Annotated in this window: 15 protein-coding genes and 1 riboswitch; of the genes, 8 read left to right on the top strand and 7 right to left on the bottom strand. The window is 43.0% G+C overall.

The genetic code is table 11. The features are described from left to right. Window positions 1-209: 209 nt before the first annotated feature. The 7 genes from MHB50_RS03845 to MHB50_RS03815 form a co-directional block, all read right to left on the bottom strand. Window positions 210-515, bottom strand: a complete 306-nt coding sequence (locus tag MHB50_RS03845; protein WP_339162058.1) for an iron-sulfur cluster biosynthesis family protein — start codon at window positions 513-515, stop codon at window positions 210-212. A 23-nt stretch (window positions 516-538) separates the two neighbouring features. Next, window positions 539-1435: an L-serine ammonia-lyase, iron-sulfur-dependent, subunit alpha gene (gene sdaAA, locus MHB50_RS03840; RefSeq protein WP_077110898.1), complete on the bottom strand. Its 897-nt coding sequence runs from the start codon at window positions 1433-1435 to the stop codon at window positions 539-541. 5 nt (window positions 1436-1440) lie between these two features. Then, window positions 1441-1935, bottom strand: coding sequence for a serine dehydratase beta chain (locus tag MHB50_RS03835; RefSeq protein ID WP_340084877.1), 495 nt, complete (start codon window positions 1933-1935; stop codon window positions 1441-1443). Between the two features lie 15 nt (window positions 1936-1950). Then, window positions 1951-3201: a serine hydroxymethyltransferase gene (gene glyA / locus MHB50_RS03830; protein ID WP_339162053.1), complete on the bottom strand. Its 1251-nt coding sequence runs from the start codon at window positions 3199-3201 to the stop codon at window positions 1951-1953. A gap of 172 nt (window positions 3202-3373) precedes the next feature. After that, window positions 3374-3480, bottom strand: a riboswitch (glycine riboswitch). A gap of 345 nt (window positions 3481-3825) precedes the next feature. Then, the gene (gene speD / locus MHB50_RS03825; RefSeq protein WP_340084876.1) at window positions 3826-5133 is read right to left on the bottom strand and encodes an adenosylmethionine decarboxylase; all 1308 of its coding nucleotides are present in this window, start codon (window positions 5131-5133) and stop codon (window positions 3826-3828) included. Window positions 5134-6069: 936 nt separating this feature from the next. Further along, window positions 6070-7011: an agmatinase gene (gene speB, locus MHB50_RS03820; protein WP_205179609.1), complete on the bottom strand. Its 942-nt coding sequence runs from the start codon at window positions 7009-7011 to the stop codon at window positions 6070-6072. 590 nt (window positions 7012-7601) lie between these two features. Continuing rightward, complete coding sequence (locus MHB50_RS03815; RefSeq protein ID WP_077110906.1) at window positions 7602-8387, bottom strand: prolyl oligopeptidase family serine peptidase; 786 nt, start codon at window positions 8385-8387, stop codon at window positions 7602-7604. A 133-nt stretch (window positions 8388-8520) separates the two neighbouring features. Between MHB50_RS03815 and MHB50_RS03810 the strand changes: the two genes are divergently transcribed. The 8 genes from MHB50_RS03810 (at window position 8521) to opp4A (ending at window position 17519) form a co-directional block, all read left to right on the top strand. Then, complete coding sequence (locus tag MHB50_RS03810; protein ID WP_340085282.1) at window positions 8521-9498, top strand: ABC transporter substrate-binding protein; 978 nt, start codon at window positions 8521-8523, stop codon at window positions 9496-9498. A gap of 31 nt (window positions 9499-9529) precedes the next feature. Beyond that, window positions 9530-10306, top strand: a complete 777-nt coding sequence (locus tag MHB50_RS03805; RefSeq protein ID WP_077110907.1) for an ABC transporter ATP-binding protein — start codon at window positions 9530-9532, stop codon at window positions 10304-10306. After that, window positions 10287-11099: an ABC transporter permease gene (locus MHB50_RS03800; RefSeq protein ID WP_077110909.1), complete on the top strand. Its 813-nt coding sequence runs from the start codon at window positions 10287-10289 to the stop codon at window positions 11097-11099. The genes MHB50_RS03805 and MHB50_RS03800 overlap by 20 nt, the downstream gene beginning before the upstream one ends. A 662-nt stretch (window positions 11100-11761) precedes the next feature. Next, complete coding sequence (locus MHB50_RS03795; RefSeq protein WP_340084875.1) at window positions 11762-12787, top strand: ABC transporter ATP-binding protein; 1026 nt, start codon at window positions 11762-11764, stop codon at window positions 12785-12787. Continuing rightward, a complete protein-coding gene (locus MHB50_RS03790; RefSeq protein ID WP_205179612.1) occupies window positions 12768-13724 on the top strand; it encodes an ATP-binding cassette domain-containing protein in 957 nt (318 codons plus the stop codon). Before MHB50_RS03795 ends, MHB50_RS03790 begins: the two co-directional genes overlap by 20 nt. After that, window positions 13705-14667, top strand: a complete 963-nt coding sequence (opp4B, locus tag MHB50_RS03785; RefSeq protein WP_077110916.1) for an oligopeptide ABC transporter permease — start codon at window positions 13705-13707, stop codon at window positions 14665-14667. Before MHB50_RS03790 ends, opp4B begins: the two co-directional genes overlap by 20 nt. Window positions 14668-14723: 56 nt before the next feature. Next, window positions 14724-15602: an ABC transporter permease gene (locus tag MHB50_RS03780; RefSeq protein WP_205179638.1), complete on the top strand. Its 879-nt coding sequence runs from the start codon at window positions 14724-14726 to the stop codon at window positions 15600-15602. Between the two features lie 96 nt (window positions 15603-15698). Then, complete coding sequence (gene opp4A / locus MHB50_RS03775) at window positions 15699-17519, top strand: oligopeptide ABC transporter substrate-binding protein (protein WP_340084874.1); 1821 nt, start codon at window positions 15699-15701, stop codon at window positions 17517-17519. Window positions 17520-17619: the final 100 nt, after the last annotated feature.

The following is a 17619-nucleotide window of genomic DNA, read 5'->3' as shown; positions in this document are numbered from 1 at the left end:
GGCGCTTCCCGTTGTCTCACAGTTGACGTTAACTCGCAGAAGTAGTTTATGTGAATAAAGCTGTTTTGGGGAGCTCCGTCAGGGCCCAATGATGCATAATGTGGAGACCAGCCCATCCTTTCATTGCATCCGGATTTGAAAAAACGCCTCAATAGCCATAAAAAAGAGAGAAAGGAGCTGGATACTGTTCCCTTCTCTCATTTTTGAACCTATACGATTTCGATCATACAATCACTGGCAACAAAGCTCTCGTTGATAAAAAAGCCAAGTTCTTCAGTGAAATCAATATTTGTTTCTTCCTGTAAAATCCGTTTTGTAAACCGGTCCAGCCGAATCTGAATATGTTCATACTCTACAATTGAATCATTTCGACGCGGTTCATCAAAAACAACTCTACATTTGACAGCCATACCGCAGCCCCCCGAAATATCAGCGTCTATCCGGGGATAAATTCCTTCCTCCAACACAAGTTCCCTTAACTCCTTTAAAGCTGTATCCGTTATGTTGATTACCATGACTTCATCCCTCTTCACTGATATTAATTCACATTTCTTAAACACGGTTTCCCCATTATTTTTTGCTTTAACTCTTCTCCCGTCGGGGTAGCGGCCAATCCGCCGAGCGCTGTTTCCTTTAAAGTGCGCGGCATGCTTTTCCCGATATCATACATCGCTCCAATGACCTCATCACACGGAATTCTGCTCTGAATGCCGGCAAGAGCCATTTCCGCCGCTGTAAAAGCAATTGAAGTGCCGATGACATTCCTTTTAATACAAGGCACTTCGACAAGCCCGGCAACCGGATCACACACGAGTCCAAGCAGTGATTTAAGCCCCATGGCCGCTGCCTGCACCGACTGTTTAGGCGAACCTCCATTCATTTCAACGATGGCGGCCGCTGCCATGGCTGTTGCGGATCCCACCTCGGCTTGGCATCCGCCTGCCGCTCCTGAAATGAAAGCCCGGTTGGCGATCACATATCCGATGGCACTGGCAGTAAACAGGCCCATCACCAGTTCATCAAATGGAATGTCGGTATTGTCCCTGAGGGCAAAAATACATCCCGGAAGGATTCCGGCAGAACCGGCGGTGGGCGTGGCCACAATGACTCCCATCCTTGCATTTGTTTCGGAAGTCGCGAACGCATACTTCATGGCATCGACCGTTATGCTTCCTGTCAGGTAATTGCCTTTCTCTTTATATTGTTGCAGCAAGTAAGCGTCACCGCCCGAAATACCGCTTGGAGCCGTTGACTTGTCTTCAATGCCTGTTTCAATCGCGTCTTTCATCCTCAAAAGCCGCTCTTTCATTTTCTCGAAAATGTCTTTCTGGCTTCGGCCGGTCTTGCTTGCTTCCCATTCCAGCATAAGCTCGCCAATTCCCCAATTTTTTTCATGACACTGTTGGAGCAGCTCTTCCATCGAAGAGAATTCCATTCTTTTCACCTGCTTTCTGATAGATATGTTTCTTTGATCCACTCCATATCAATCTCGGTATTCAACAACAGATCCAGCCGATGCTCATTCATGTAAAAAATTTTTGAAAGCCCCCCTCCCAGGGATGCACCTCCAATTTCCAGCCCCTTGCCTTTCCTTCTGACTTCAACCATTAGCGTATTAGGGTGGTCAAAGTAAGAACATTGGTTCTCCATTTGAAACGTAACGTTCATTTTTTCATCTTGCGCAAGATCGAAGGCATAGCGAATACCCGGGTCATCCGTATCCATGCCAAGCAGGCCGCCTAAAATGGCCTTATCTGTCCCATGCCCCCGATATGTTTCCGCGAACGAATCATAGAAAGTGATATGGGCATAGTCGGGAACACCCCCGAGAAGATCATAAGCAAACTTTCCGATGGACACGACACCAGCCGTATGAGAGCTGGAAGGCCCCACCATAATTGGACCGATAATATCAAAACAACTGTTATAAATCACTTTCGCCACCCCACTTTATCTAACCAATAGCTCTTGATAAAGGGGATATTCGCGACAAAGTTGCTGTATCGTTTCTTGCACGCGCTTCGTAACAGCCGGATCTCCCTTGCTCTTTAAAATATCCGCTATAGCGCGACCAATGAGCTCCATATCTTTTTCTTTCATTCCGCGGGTTGTGACAGCAGCGGTTCCAATCCGAATCCCGCTCGTCACGAATGGACTTTCCGGATCATATGGAATTGTATTTTTATTGACGGTGATGCCTGCTGCTTCCAGCAAATGCTCCGCTTCTTTTCCAGTCAGTCCCCAAGCACGCACATCCAACAAGACAAGATGGTTATCCGTTCCGCCTGAAACGAGCCGGGCCCCCGTCTCTAATAAGGTTTCAGCAAGTTTTGAGGCATTTGACACAATTTGTTGAGTGTACGCTTTAAAGTCCGGTTGAAGCGCTTCCTTGAATGACACCGCCTTAGCAGCAATCACATGCATGAGCGGTCCGCCTTGAATGCCTGGAAACACTGCTTTGTTTATTTTTTTCATCACATCTTCATCATTCGTCACAACAATTCCCCCGCGCGGGCCTCTCAATGTTTTATGTGTTGTACTCGTAACGACATCCGCATACGGGACGGGAGAAGGATGAAGGCCACTGGCTACAAGGCCGGCAATATGGGCCATGTCCACCATTAAAATGGCTCCCGTTTTGTCCGCAATCTCTTTAAACTTGAAAAAATCTATGATTCTCGGATATGCACTTGCACCGGCAATGATCATTTTAGGACGCTCTTTTAAAGCGATGGCTTCCACCTCGTCATAATCAATCAAGTGGGAATCCTCTCTTACACCATAAGCGACGACATCGAACCATTTTCCTGACAGATTGACGGGGCTTCCATGAGTCAAATGCCCACCGTGTGATAAATTCATCCCCATGATCTTATCGCCCGGCTCCAACATCGAGAAGAAAACAGCCGTATTCGCTTGAGCACCGGAGTGGGGCTGAACATTGGCAAAATGGGCATCAAATAAAGCCGTTAACCTGGCAATCGCCAATTTTTCAACAACGTCTACGTGTTCACATCCTCCGTAATACCTTTTGTCCGGATACCCTTCCGCATACTTGTTCGTTAAAACAGAACCCATTGCCTCCATCACATCTTCACTGACAAAATTTTCAGAAGCAATCAATTCCAATGATCCATCTTGGCGCTTTCTTTCTGCCTGAATAGCCCGATAAATTTCCACATCCCCGTTTAACAAGCTCATTTTGGTTCCTCCTTTTCCCTATCTTCCCCTCCTTGTATTTTTTCGCACACAAAAAGGACAGGGGAAAGATAGCATTTTAATCTACCCTTCCTCTGTCCTGTTACCTGAGAGTTTAAAACTTCATAACGAAGTATTCCCCTTTGGTGGCCTTTACAGGCGCTCTCCAGAGACGCGTCCAAGCACGGTACTTTTACCTGAGAGATTATATCCCAAGGAATTTTTTGGGACTTGCTCCTTCGGTGCCAAACCCAACGGTTTAGTCTCTCCCGTGATTTTCATTCGCAATTATTTGATTATTTCATAATATATCTGAACTTCAAGGGATTGTCAATAAAAAAATCTTTTTCTGTACCTTACTCTTCATGAAAGCATGGCATTTATCCCTAGCCGCTGTAGAAAAAGAACTGAAAAAGGATTCGCTGAAAGTGCTATTCTCAAGATTTTTCACAACATCTAAAAGGGAAGCCTTGGCAAATTGCGTTTTTCCAATCGCTAGGATCTCTCTGCCGCGCCGCCTGGGTACTCCCGGGAATCCTCGGCCCTCTGCTTTCGATGGTTTTTGACGATTACAGGAATCATTACTCGATATGAAAAATCCCCTTGTCTTGAGAAATTGTAAGATACTCAAAATTGGTTTATTTCTTTTTGGTATATTACATGAAGTTTGAGGTCTTTTATACAGTTACTGATTAAGCCCGTTTTCGGAGGCTGAAGACTTGGGGGCAAATGAAATAATTTTTCTAGATTTGAGTCGATTGCTCGATGGGGAACTGAAATGTCAGGGATTATTTTCATGATATTTTCACGGCTGGCCAAATGGAATCCCCAGACACCAAACGACGGCACCACTGTATAATAGGCTTTCGTTTTGAAACCAGCAGTATTCAATGTTTTTGCTATGCTCCAATACACTCTCGGAGTATCCCTCGGGGAATTGGATTGGCATGAAACGACTCCTCCCGCATTCAAATGCCTGCCGGCCCCTATAAATAATTCTTTGGTATATAATAAGCTGGTTGTAGGATCGACGGGATCAGGAAAATCAACGATGATGACATCATAACCCTCCATTGTTTTCTTTAAGTATTCCATCGCGTCCATTATATGCACCTTTACCCTGCCATCCCTTAACGAGCCGGCATTTATAGCAGCAAGTGCGGGCTCCTCTTTTGCCAAACGAATCATGACGGGGTCAATATCCACAAGATCTACATGTGCTACATCAGTATATTTTAATATTTCACGAAGCGCGAGTCCGTCCCCTCCGCCTAAAATCAGTATTTTTTTTCTTGATTTTGCCAGTTCCATTGCTGGAAATACCAGTGCTTCATGGTAATACCTTTCATCAAGGGATGAAAACTGCAACTCATCATTTAGATACAATCGAAGGTCTTTTCCCTCGACAAGCAAAATATCCTGAAAACCACTGAATCCTCTATACAAGATATTGTGCTTTCCATTTATAAGTTCTTTCAGAACCTTCATGTCCGACTCATTTCCCCGCTCTTTATTTGTTACATGAAGTGGTTTTCCCGGCTCACGAATACTTTCATTTTCAGAAAAAATTCGGCTTTTATGCCCTCTTGGGATTTCATGCATAAAGACGCGCCTTGCGCCTATTTTGCGTAGAAATCTTTGTAACACATTCCAGACATCCTGATGGGAACATGTATATAAGTCCAAAGCTGTATACCTGTATTCAGGCCAAGTGTGAATAGAGAAATGGGACGAAGAGATAACGATCGTACCCGTTACTCCTTGGGGTGAAAACGTATGGAAATAAGCCATCAGAATTTCCAATTGCAGTTCTCTCAAGGACTCTAAAATCAAACTTTTTACCTCATCAGCGCTATCAATGACACTAGCATTACAATCATAGGCATCCACGATAAAATGTTGTCCTATTACGCCCGTTGCTTCCATGTCGTCCATTCCTTCCAGTCCTGATATTTTTTCGCTTCGCCCGAATCACCCATATTCCCGCAAACACATCCATAACTAACGTATGAACTTATCAATGTGCAAATGCTAAAAAATGAAAACTCTGCCTTGCTCCATTGAGCGAACGGCACGTTTTCGTCTATGAGTAGGATTCATGGATAATTCCCAATCCGTAAAACATTAATCCACTATGCTTCCGCGGTCATGAAGGAATAATGTGAGGAAGTTGGAAAAAATCATTGCGAAGCCATATAGAGTGCGACACGATACAATGAGATAAAACTCCATATATAGCGTTATTTCAATCCACGCACTCATATAGAGTGCGACGCGGATGATGATGGCACTTTAAAGGATGAAATACATATTTCAATCCATGAACTCATATAGAGTGCGAGAAAAAGAGTTTGAAAGAGTCATTTCAGGAATCCGATTTTCAATCCACGCACTCATCATAAAGAAAAACTTCCAGCAATGGACGCAGACCTACAAGATGTAAGCCAAGCAAGGTTGCCATACGATGTCGCGTTCTTTCCTCCACCCCCGTTCCCCACTGAACACAGCAAGACAAAGGCCAAGATCGAGTTCAGTCCATTTTACTGTGTAAATTCCTCACGCTCTATTCGGGATAGAGCGAAACTTCATGCGGCGAAGGTTGTTATTCCGCTTTTTGTTCGTTAAGCCAATCCGGCACTGGGTGTTGGACCAACTAGCTTTTCTCCGGACATCATCCTTTCTTCAGGGGGGCATGACAGGATGTTAATGCCGGGTCAAGCGAAATTTCAAGGAACGAAAGCTTTTATTCAGCTGATTGTTCGTTAAGCCAATCGGGCGGATACTGGTTGTTTGAACCCATTGTTTACTTTTTTCGGGTCCTTTCTGCAAAGGGCCTTACTGCCGGTTAATGCGGGATCAAGCGAATTACGTTTATTCCGCTACATATTTCCCTCTTATGTTCTTGTTCTTCCGCTGATGATGTCCCCAGCATTCCGTCAATATTTTTCTCGCCGCAAAAACCGAGAGTGCGGAATCATCCAATTTAGGTGACACTTCCACGACATCAAAACCAATGACAGGAAGCTCAAACAAGCCGTATAACAAATCAAGCAGCTCTCGGCTATCCAAACCGCCAAACTGCGGCGTTCCGGTTCCCGGGGCATAAGCTGGATCAAGCGAATCGATATCCACTGTAATATAAATTTGTTCAAATCGGGCCATTTTGGATTGAATAGTTTCCAATGTTTTTTCCACACCATTTCTTCTTACTTCGAGCGCTTTGATCATATTCATGTCATGATTCTGAATAAACGCCAGCTCCTCTGACTCGACAGAACGTACTCCCACAAAGAAGATACTCTCCGTATCCGGCACATTTTCCAGTTCCAAAGCACGCCTTCCGGTAGAACCATGCGAGAGTAAATCTCCCCCCATTTCATGACACAAATCAAAGTGGGCATCAATGTGGATGATGCCAAAAGGCTTTTCCAAAGCTCTGTCAATGCCTTTTAAGACAGGAATCGTCGTAGAATGGTCACCGCCGATCATCGTTAGCAGTTTGCCTGATTTAGCGATAGAGTAGGCGGCTACTTCTGCTTGCAAAAAGATTTCATCACGGCTGGCACCTTCCATATCCCCCAAGTCCAATATCTTTAAGGACGAGAGATCTTCCCATCTTTCCGTTGTCGGGGGAATTGTATAGGTTATATTGCGAATAGCGGCCGGGCCTTCTTTTGCACCCGAACGGAAGCTGACCCCTCCATCATATGGAATCCCGTAGACAACAATATCCGCCTCTTCCATATCAATGCCTGGACGGTTTAACCCAGCCCAAATACCCTCTTCTTGGATCATCTTAGAAACCTTTTTCAAATGTCATCCCTCTTTTTCTATCAATATTTCAAATCAGTCTAGTAAGCCCTTACATTATGTTCTATCTTATCTGTATTTGTTTCATTTGGGAAATAAAAAAACGGCCCATCGACCCCATAATCGCTTTCTTGAAAGAGCTATTGGGAGTTTGCCATTAATCATTTTAACTATTAAAGCAAGTACATGAAAAAGCACGATCTTCCTAGCTGGAAAACGATCGAAATGAGCAGTGTAACACCCTCCATTGGGATAGGATTCCTTTATTGACAATCGCTTTAATTGAAAAAGCTCTCGAAAACGCTCGGACAGAAAATTTCCTTCATTCTGGCACAGCATTTTGGATTCTGAATTAAAGATAAGAGCTTCGGCAGATGCCAGCACCTAAGGATCTTTCTTCTTCCAAAGGAACCCAACCGCCAATAAGGGAAAATGGGCTTCTCTAAAACATTCCTGAGGGGGTGTCCGAAAAGTAATATCGCAGCTTGAAACAAAAAATGCTGTAAAATCAACATTCTTTGGTTTTACACTGTAGTGCATTTACTCTGAATTGGACTTCTTAGACAGCCCCTTATGTTTACATTCCGGCTCTTTTACACTCTCCCCTTCATCCACTTCCCGATTTCGCTCACAACTTCCCTGTTTAAGGATGGCGGAAAGTAATGCGTAACATGCTTAAAATATCTCGTTTCCACTTTCTTGCCAAGTTCCAATAGTCTTTTTTCCAGCCGATATGCATGTTCAATCGAAACATGTTCATCGCGCTCGCCATGAACAATCAGTACGGGACAACGAAGATGCTCAAGCTCGTACAAAGGAGTGCGGTATGTATATGCTTGAAGTGCCGTTTTAGGCGACCCGCCAATAACACGCTTCATCATCCGGCGCAAATCTTTCCGCTCGACATATGTCAATGCCATATCCGCTACTCCTCCCCATGTCACGAGAGAAGCGGCCGTTTTGTGTTTAATGGCGGTCAACAATGCCATCACGCCGCCGCGAGAAAAACCGAAAATGTGAATGCGATCCTCCAGGACTGCCGGGTGGCTCTTTAATACAGCCAATGCCGAAAAAGCATCCTTCCGGTCCTCCCCGGCAAAATCTTCATTTCCTTCACCCCCGCGATTTCCCCGATAAAACGGAGCAAAGACAACGAAGCCTTCCGAAGCAAATTGGCCGATGCGTGCCGGCCTCACCATCCCGACATTTTTAATGCCGCCCCTTAAATATAAAAGGCCATCATACATACCCGCCTCGGTCGGCTCCGCGAGCAATCCCTTCACGCAGAGCCCCGCAGACATATATGTCATTAAATACATGCGTACGTTCGGATTGGGAGATGGGAACAACCATTTCTCAATGATTGAAGTTTCATTCATGACTCGTTCCTCCTGCCATCAAAATTTGTTTCACATATTTAAACATCCATCATACGATATGTTAGCCCAATTTCACGGCGTTTTACAAACATTGATGGGAGGTTCTTTCGTGAAAATATCGCTAAAGGTTGGAATGATACTCATTGCATCATTTCTATTGCTGATTGGCGCGGCATGCTCCAACAAGAAAGATGCAGTGCAAAAAGTCAGGCTTGCTGAAGTGACCAGATCTGTTTTCTACACCCCGCAATATGTGGCGCTGGAAAAAGGATTCTTTAAAGAAGAAGGGCTCGACGTTGAATTAAAGACGACCTGGGGCGGTGATAAAACAATGACGGCTCTCTTATCAGATGCAGTCGATATTGCCCTCGTCGGCTCGGAAACTTCGATTTATGTATATGCCCAAGGTACCAGTGATCCTATCATTAACTTCGCGCAGCTGACGCAAACCGATGGAACTTTCCTCGTATCACGCGAAAAAGTCGACCACTTTGACTGGGAGATGCTAAAAGGAACCACTTTTCTCGGCCAGCGAAAAGGAGGCATGCCGCAAATGGTTGGCGAATTTGTTTTGAAAAAGCACGGCATCGATCCTCAGCAGGACTTGGAGCTAATCCAAAACATCGATTTCGGAAATATTGCCAACTCATTTGCCTCCGGCACCGGAGATTACGTCCAACTCTTTGAACCGACTGCATCGGTGTTTGAAAAGGAAGGAAAAGGTTACATCATCGCTTCATTCGGTGAAGAATCGGGTCATGTTCCTTATACGACATTTATGGCAAAAGAAACCTATCTGAAAGAAAACGAGGAAACAGTAGAAAAATTTGTAAGAGCTCTTTATAAAGCCCAGAAATGGGTTGAAAAAAGCAGTGGAGAAGAGATAGCGGAGGTCGTACAGCCTTATTTTGAAGACTCGGACATTGAAACATTGGCCGTTGTCATTGACCGGTATAAAAATCAAGGTTCGTTTGCTGAGAAAATGACGCTAACAAAGGAAGGGTGGGAAAATTTGCAGGCCATTATGAAAGAAGCTGGCGAGCTCCCGGAAAGAGTGGATTACGACAAACTCGTCAATACAAACATCGTTGAAAAGGTGATGGCTGAATAACTTTATTGAATAAGAAGGAGGTCAAAACATCGTGAGCTTCCTTGTGGCAGAACAAATAGAACATCATTATTTTTCCCCTTCATCAGTCAAAATCGCCTTGAAGGATGTATCTTTTACTGTAAATGAAGGTGAGTTTATTTCACTGATCGGGCCATCCGGCTGCGGAAAAACAACACTGCTTTCCATTGTTTCGGGACTGTTAAAACCGACAACCGGAGATGTAAAGATTGATGGCAAGCCACCGGAATCGCAAAAAAGCAGCATCGGTTATATGCTGCAGCAAGATTACTTATTTCCTTGGAAAACAATCGAGGACAACACGTTAATCGGACTAAAACTTAACGGGAAGCTCAATCGTGAAACGAAAGAAAATGCCATTCGTTTTTTAAGGCAGATCGGACTAGGTGATGTGGAAAAATCCTATCCCCGCCAGCTTTCCGGAGGAATGCGCCAAAGGGCGGCATTGGCTCGAACCATGGCAGTCCAGCCTAAACTGCTGCTTCTGGATGAACCATTTTCCGCACTGGACTACCAAACCAAGTTAAAGCTCGAAGATCTAGTGTTCCATATATTAAGAAGCTACCATAAAACAGCTGTTCTTGTCACACATGATATTGCCGAAGCCATTTCCATGAGCGATCGCATACTGCTTTTTGCGACGAATCCGGGACGGCTTCATAAAATATTTCACGTCCCAGAGGAACTCCGAAACACCAGTCCTTTCGAATCCAGGACGAAAGATGCTCACCATGAATTATTCGGAACCATATGGAAGGAGTTGGAATCCCTTGAAAAAGAAGTCCGTTGATCCTTTCCTCCTTCATGAGCAATACAAACAGCAGATTGTGATTGAAAAGCGCTGGATTCGTTTTTACCAATTTCTCATTCTGACCGCCTTTTTCATTGTTTGGGAGGCAGGGAGTCGCAACCAATGGCTGGACCCGCTTATTTTCAGCTATCCCTCCAAAGTGTGGGCTCTGCTGATAGAACGAATCGCCGACGGTTCTCTATTTTCACATGTGGGAGTCACAGTGTTCGAGACGGTACTCGGCTTTATTTTGGGCACTTTTCTGGGAACCATTCTGGCCGCTATTTTATGGTGGTCCCCATTTCTTTCAAAGGTGCTTGATCCATACCTCGTTATCTTAAACGCGATGCCAAAGGTGGCGCTGGGACCGATCCTGATCGTCGGTCTTGGTCCCGGATTTACATCGATCATTGCGATGGGGGCGATCATATCCATCATTATTACGACAATCGTTGTCTATACGGCATTTCGGGATGTCGACGAAAACTATTTAACAGTACTCCGGACATTTGGCGCCGGTAAGAGACATATTTTTCAAGAGGCGGTTTTGCCCGCATCCTTTCCAACGATTATTTCAACATTAAAAGTCAATGTCGGTCTTTCCTGGGTCGGTGTCATTGTCGGTGAGTTTCTCGTTTCGGCAAAAGGTCTCGGGTATATGATTGTTTACGGGTTTCAAGTATTCAATTTTACGCTCGTCATGCTCGCTCTCTTGCTCATTGTCATTTTTGCCACAATCATGTATATGCTTGTTGAATTGCTGGAAAAAAAGCTCCTTAAAGATCACCGTTAGGGGGGCATCTAAAAAGCCCCAACACGGGACTGTCCGGAAAGTCCATAAATACCGATTTCTGTGACAGCCCCGTCAGTTTCTCACCGTACTGTCAGTGGTATCATCTTTTTACAAAAGCTATCCGCCATAATAGAGTCTTCTCCTGTATGAGACTTGTTGAAAGTCTTTGAAAAGGTTTCCATTTTTTTTGAAAAAGACACTCGCCTGTTTGTAATTCACCTTCCACAAGCCCCATCTGTCTATGGATAATATATTCAACAGGCGCCATTTCTGGCAATTTTCTAGAATACAAGACGATAAGAATTTTTAACATTCCATCACCTATTCAGGAAAGATTGATCATCATTAAATAGCGATTTTGTTTTTCTTGTTTTAACCTCATCGAACCAAAAAAAGTGCTGCCTTTTTGCGTGAGAGCCTTGGGATTTTGAAATCATTTCAGTTGTTGTATTCGAACACCATTTCGTAGAAGTGATGACTTCCGGTTTAAACTATTTATCAAATTTGAATTATTTGATTCTTTAAAATAAATAGGTATAATATACTGTTAAATAAATATTTTTATATTTTTTAAAATTGATAGATTTCTGCTAGACGGTGGTTACCATTCGAAGATCATAAAAAAACGCTTAGCGCTACCCAATGAAACGGGAGGGATTCATATGAGCGATCGTTTATTAGAAATTAAAGATCTAACAACCTCTTTCAGAATAAAAGATCAATATTACGCCGCGGTCGATCATGTCTCTTTATCGGTCAATAAAAATGAGACGCTGGCGATTGTAGGTGAGTCGGGTTCCGGAAAAAGTGCTTTAGCATTCTCCATCATGCGCTTGCATAATCGCGCTAAAATAGAAGGCCTTATTTACTTTCATGGCCAAGACATCATGAATTTACCGATTGGGAAGTTAAATAAGTTGCGTGGTAATGATATGGCGATGATTTTTCAAGACCCTTTAGCCGCTTTAAATCCACTCATGACAATTGGAGACCAAATTGGTGAAGCATTGTTGCTTCACAATAAACAACTATCCAAGCAAGACCGTCAAAGTAAGGTAGTTCATTTACTAAAACAAGTCGGTATACCCAGACCGGAGTATACATGTGAGCAATATCCCCATCAACTGTCAGGAGGCATGCGGCAACGGGTTGTGATTGCCATTGCTATTGCCAATAAACCAAAACTACTCATTGCCGATGAGCCCACAACAGCTTTAGATGTCACTATTCAAGCGCAAATATTACGGTTAATCAATGATTTAAAAAACAAAATGGGAACGGGGGTCATTTTAATCACCCATGATTTAGGGGTGGTTGCAGAGATGGCAGATCGCGTAGCAGTCATGTATGCGGGGCAAGTCGTTGAAGTGACAAATGTTCACACTTTGTTTAAAGAGCCGTTACACCCCTATACCAGATCGCTATTAAACTCCATACCAAGTACTGATCAAATAAAAGATAAGCTTCATGTGATTCAAGGAATTGTCCCTTCTTTACAAAAAATGCCGCGCGAAGGGTGTCGATTTTCCGCCCGGATTCCGTGGATAGATAAAACAGCACATGAATCGCATCCGGAATTGCGTCAAGTAGCTCCTGGCCATTTTGTCCGCTGTACATGTTATCAGCACTTTTATTTTCCGGATGAAATCGACAAGGAGGTAACTGCATATGGCACTTTTAGAGGTTGAAGACTTAAAAGTCCACTTTCCCATTCGTGGAGGCATTTTAAATCGTAAAATTGGTGAGATCAAAGCTGTAGACGGGGTTTCCTTTTCAATTGAAGAAGGCAAGACTTACGGGCTTGTAGGGGAATCAGGTTCAGGAAAAACCACATTAGGCCGAGCGATTATTGGTTTAAACCATGTGACTGACGGAAAAATCCGATTTTCGAGTGTCGATTTAACAAATGTAAAGTCAAACAGAAAAGAGATTCGAAAAGAGATTCAGATGGTTTTTCAAGATCCTTACTCTTCATTAAACCCCAAAAAAAGAGTACTGGATATTGTTGCAGAACCGCTGCGCAACTTCGAAATATTATCAAAAACAGAAGAAAGAAAAAAAGTGCAAGAATTACTGGAACAAGTTGGTTTAACGGCGGAAAATATGTATAAATATCCACATCAATTTTCAGGAGGACAGCGCCAGCGAATTGGCATTGCCCGAGCAATCGCGTTAAAGCCGAAATTAATTATAGCGGATGAGCCGGTATCTGCTCTTGATGTATCGGTTCAAGCTCAAGTTTTAAATTTCCTAAAGGATATCCAAAAGGATTTACATTTGACATATCTTTTTATTAGCCATGATTTAGGTATTGTCAAACATATGTGTGATCAAATCGGCATCATGTACAAAGGAAGGTTTGTCGAGCAAGGTTCTAGAGATGATATTTTTCATAATCCGCAACATATCTATACGAAACGCCTTATTGCCGCAATTCCGGATATTGACCCTTCCAATCGAGAAAAACAGCAGAAATGGCGGGATAAAGTAGAGAAAGAATATAACAGACATTATGACGATTATTTTGATCATGAAGGGATGGCTTACGGCTTACGGAGTATATCCAATACACATTTAGTCGCGTTGCCAGAGAAAGGTGATAACAATGTGGAAATTTATTGTTAGACGACTGTTGATTACCATGCCGCAAATCATTTTGTTGAGTGTATTGGTCTTTATTATGGCGCAAATGATGCCTGGAGATGCCTTATCAGGTTTAATCGATCCGAATATTGATCCGGCTGCGATCGAAGAACAACGGGAAAAATTAGGGCTTAATAATCCTTGGTATGTGCAATATGCTGATTGGGTTACCTCAGCTTTGCAAGGAGATTTAGGGCAATCTTTCCGTTTTAAAATGCCGGTTGAAGAACTGATTGGCGAGCGGCTTGTTAATACATTTTGGCTTTCTTTGGTAACGTTAATTTTCACTTATATGATAGCGCTTCCTCTTGGTATTATAAGCGGTCGTTATCATGATACTTTACGTGATCAATTAATCTCCGGGTATACGTATATCGGGTTTGCGACACCGTTGTTTATTTTCGCGCTTGTCATGTTGTGGGTTTTTGGCTATACACTTGGCTGGTTTCCTACAGGGGGGAGCGTTACACCGGGGTTAGAACCCGGGTCATTCGCCTATATTATGAGCAAGTTTAACCATATGCTGTTGCCAGCTTTGTCAATGGCGCTCATTACTACTGTAAGTACAGTCCAATATTTGCGAAGTGAAATTATTGATACGAAGCAAAAAGACTTCGTCATCACGGCGCGAGCAAAAGGCGCTTCGGAGTCCCGGGTTTATAACAAGCATATTTTGCGAAATTCTATTCTGCCGATAGCAGCATTTTTAGGCTTTGAGATTACTGGCTTAATTGGCGGAACCATTTTTATTGAGACGATTTACAGTTATCCGGGAATGGGACTCTTATTTATGGAATCTATCTTACAACGCGACTATAGTGTGGTAACATCTGTTGTCTTATTATTAGGCATTGCTTCTATTTTAGGGGCGTTACTATCAGATATTATTTTAAGTTTAGTCGACCCCAGAATACGGATCAAGTAAGTTTATTCTGATAGGCATGGAGGTGATACCTGTTGGAACAAGTAAATGTTGAAACGATGAATACAGGGACGGAACAAGCTCCTGATATGTTGCAAATTATTTGGCGAGAAATCGTCCGCGATAAAATCGCACTTTTTTCACTACTATTTCTTGTGATCATTACAGCATTTGTCTATGGTATTTCTTTATTTTTAAATCAAGCAGAAATTGTTAAAGTTGATTTATTTGCCATTAACGAGCCTCCGTCTTCCGAATATTGGCTCGGAACCGATTATGGCGGGCGGGATATTTTTGGCCAGCTTATTATCGGAACACGCAACTCTTTATCCATCGCTTTACTAGTTACATTAATGACAGGAATGATTGGCATTATTTACGGATTGGTTTCCGGCTATTACGGTGGAACAATCGACAATATCATGATGCGAATTGTTGATTTCTTCTTAATCTTACCTTTTTTAATGATTGTTATTGTATTTGTAGCGATTGTGCCCAAATACAGCATATGGTCATTTTCTTTCATTATGACAGCCTTTTTATGGATGGGAAAAGCTCGTCTAATCCGTTCAAAAGCATTGCAAGAAAGAGAGTTGGACTATGCCCAAGCTTCCAAAACATTAGGTACACCAGATTGGAAGATTATGTTTACGCAAATACTGCCTAACTTAAGTTCCATTATTATTGTCACCATGACATTAAACTTAGCTGCCAATATCGGTTTGGAATCCGGGCTATCCTTTTTAGGATTTGGGTTTCCTGAATCGACTCCAAGCTTGGGGACATTGTTGGGATATGCGCGCAATCCGCAAACATTGGAGCTCAGATGGTGGGTTTGGCTGCCGGCTGCGGCAATGATTTTTCTACTAATGTTGGCTGTTCGCAATGTTGGAGAAGCTTTAAAGCGCGCGACGGATGCCAGACAACGCAGGGGGTGATAAATAAACACGGCATTTTTTAAGCTACTTACATCATATAATGATGGTAAGGATGAAGTCACCATGGCAGAAATGAAAAAAGGGGAGGTTCATTGAATGAGCAGTAAAAGAAAATGGCGCCGCATGCTATATGCATGTACGCTTGGGCTGCTGCTTGCTTTGGCGGCATGCAGCGGTAAAAAGGACAGTATGGCAGATGAGTCTGGTGATAAGAAGACAGAAAAAGAGAGTAAACAGGTATATTCCATTGATGACTTTAAACTGGAGAAGACAAACAAAGGAAAAGCCATAGATGGTGGGCATTTTAAATACGGCATCGTTTATGATACACCTTTTGAGGGAATCTTAAATTATAATTTTTCCTCAGGGGTACCTGATGGAGAGATTATTGATTGGTTTTATGGTGGGTTACTAAATGCTGATAAAAATCATAATATAACGCAAGATGGCGCCGCAACATTTGAAGTAGATGAAAGTGGCAGAGTGTTTACCTTTAAGATTCGGGATAATGTCAATTGGCATGATGGCAAACCGGTAACCGCCGAGGATTGGGCATTTGCTCATGAAGTGATCGGACATCCTGATTACACGGGGGTCCGGTATAATGATGATTTTATTAATATTGAAGGAATGGAAGAGTATCATAGCGGGAAAGCCGACTCTATTTCAGGGATTGAAGTGCTTGATGACAAAACTTTAAGAATAACGTATAAAAAAGCATCCCCTTCTTTATTAAGTGGCGGTGTTTGGAGTCGGCCTTTAGCGAAGCATATCTTTAAAGATATTCCGGTAGCCAAAATGGAGGAATCCGACGCGGTGCGGAAAAATCCGATTGGCTTCGGCCCGTTTAAAATAGAAAGCATTACCCCGGGAGAAGCTGTAGTGATGACAAAAAACGAAGATTATTGGGAGGGAGAACCAAAATTAGATAAGGTGACGCTTAAAATCATTAACCCTAAAACGGTCGTCCAAGCATTAAAAACAGGTGAAGTGGATACAGTTGATAGTTTTCCAGCCGATCAATACCCGGATAATGCGCAGATGTCTAATGTTGAATTTTTAGGCAATATCGAAATGTCTTACACTTATATTGGTTTTAAATTAGGAACATGGGATAAAGAAAAGAAAGAAGTAAAGCCTGACCCAAAGAAGAAAATGGCCGATGTGAATTTGCGTAAAGCGATGTGGCACGCAATTGATAACGACGCAGTAGGGAAACAGTTTTATCACGGGTTACGCTGGAGAGCGAACACCTTAATCCCACCATCACATCCAACTTTTCATGATAAAGATAACCCGGGATTAACATATGACCCGGAAAAAGCAAAGAAAATCTTGGATGAGGCCGGTTATAAGGATGTCGATGGGGATGGCATGCGCGAAGATCCGCAAGGAAAAGAACTGGTGATTAACTTTGCGTCCATGTCTGGTGGAGATGTGGCTGAACCGCTTGCTAATTTCTATATTCAAGCTTGGAAAAATGTTGGCTTACATGTTCAATTGTTAGACGGTCGTTTGCACGAATTTAACTCCTTTTATGATCGAGTCGGAAACACGGGAGAAGATGATCCGGCGATTGATATCTACATGGCGGCATGGAGTGTAGCAACAGATGTCAATCCTGCTGGTACCTATGGCCGCAAAGCATTGTTTAACTTTCCACGTTATGCAAGTGAAGAAAATGATAGGTTGTTAGATGAAGGAGCATCCGAAAAAGCGATGGATCAGGAGTATCGTCAGGAAGTGTATAAAGAATGGCAACAGTTAATGGTAGATGAAGTTCCCGTTATCCCAACGCTTTATCGCGCTGAAATCACGCCTGTTAATCATCGCGTGTTAAACTATACCGTAGAGTATTATGGCTTAGACCGGCATGAAATTGCGGTAACCCAGGAAGAACCAATCAAAGAAAAATAATAGCTGTTACACGGCTGTTTGCATGAATAAAATGTGTTAAACGGCTTGATCCCTGTATTCTAGAGGGTATTAAGCCGTTTGATCTTTTTTGATCGCCGAT

The organism is Siminovitchia sp. FSL H7-0308 (assembly GCF_037980985.1).
GTDB classification, from domain to species: domain Bacteria; phylum Bacillota; class Bacilli; order Bacillales; family Bacillaceae_C; genus Siminovitchia; species Siminovitchia thermophila.
This window is presented reverse-complemented; position numbering and strand designations above follow the sequence as displayed.

Coding starts and splice junctions, on each gene's coding strand:
- MHB50_RS03795 (WP_340084875.1), top strand. CDS start 11,762: ATGAGCGATCGTTTATTAGAAATTAAAGATCTAACAACCTCTTTCAGA.
- MHB50_RS03790 (WP_205179612.1), top strand. CDS start 12,768: ATGGCACTTTTAGAGGTTGAAGACTTAAAAGTCCACTTTCCCATTCGT.
- MHB50_RS03780 (WP_205179638.1), top strand. CDS start 14,724: ATGAATACAGGGACGGAACAAGCTCCTGATATGTTGCAAATTATTTGG.
- glyA (WP_339162053.1), bottom strand. CDS start 3,201: ATGAGCTTGTTAAACGGGGATGTGGAAATTTATCGGGCTATTCAGGCA.
- MHB50_RS03815 (WP_077110906.1), bottom strand. CDS start 8,387: ATGAATGAAACTTCAATCATTGAGAAATGGTTGTTCCCATCTCCCAAT.
- opp4A (WP_340084874.1), top strand. CDS start 15,699: ATGAGCAGTAAAAGAAAATGGCGCCGCATGCTATATGCATGTACGCTT.
- opp4B (WP_077110916.1), top strand. CDS start 13,705: ATGTGGAAATTTATTGTTAGACGACTGTTGATTACCATGCCGCAAATC.
- speD (WP_340084876.1), bottom strand. CDS start 5,133: ATGGACGACATGGAAGCAACGGGCGTAATAGGACAACATTTTATCGTG.
- sdaAA (WP_077110898.1), bottom strand. CDS start 1,435: ATGGAATTCTCTTCGATGGAAGAGCTGCTCCAACAGTGTCATGAAAAA.
- MHB50_RS03845 (WP_339162058.1), bottom strand. CDS start 515: ATGGTAATCAACATAACGGATACAGCTTTAAAGGAGTTAAGGGAACTT.
- MHB50_RS03810 (WP_340085282.1), top strand. CDS start 8,521: ATGATACTCATTGCATCATTTCTATTGCTGATTGGCGCGGCATGCTCC.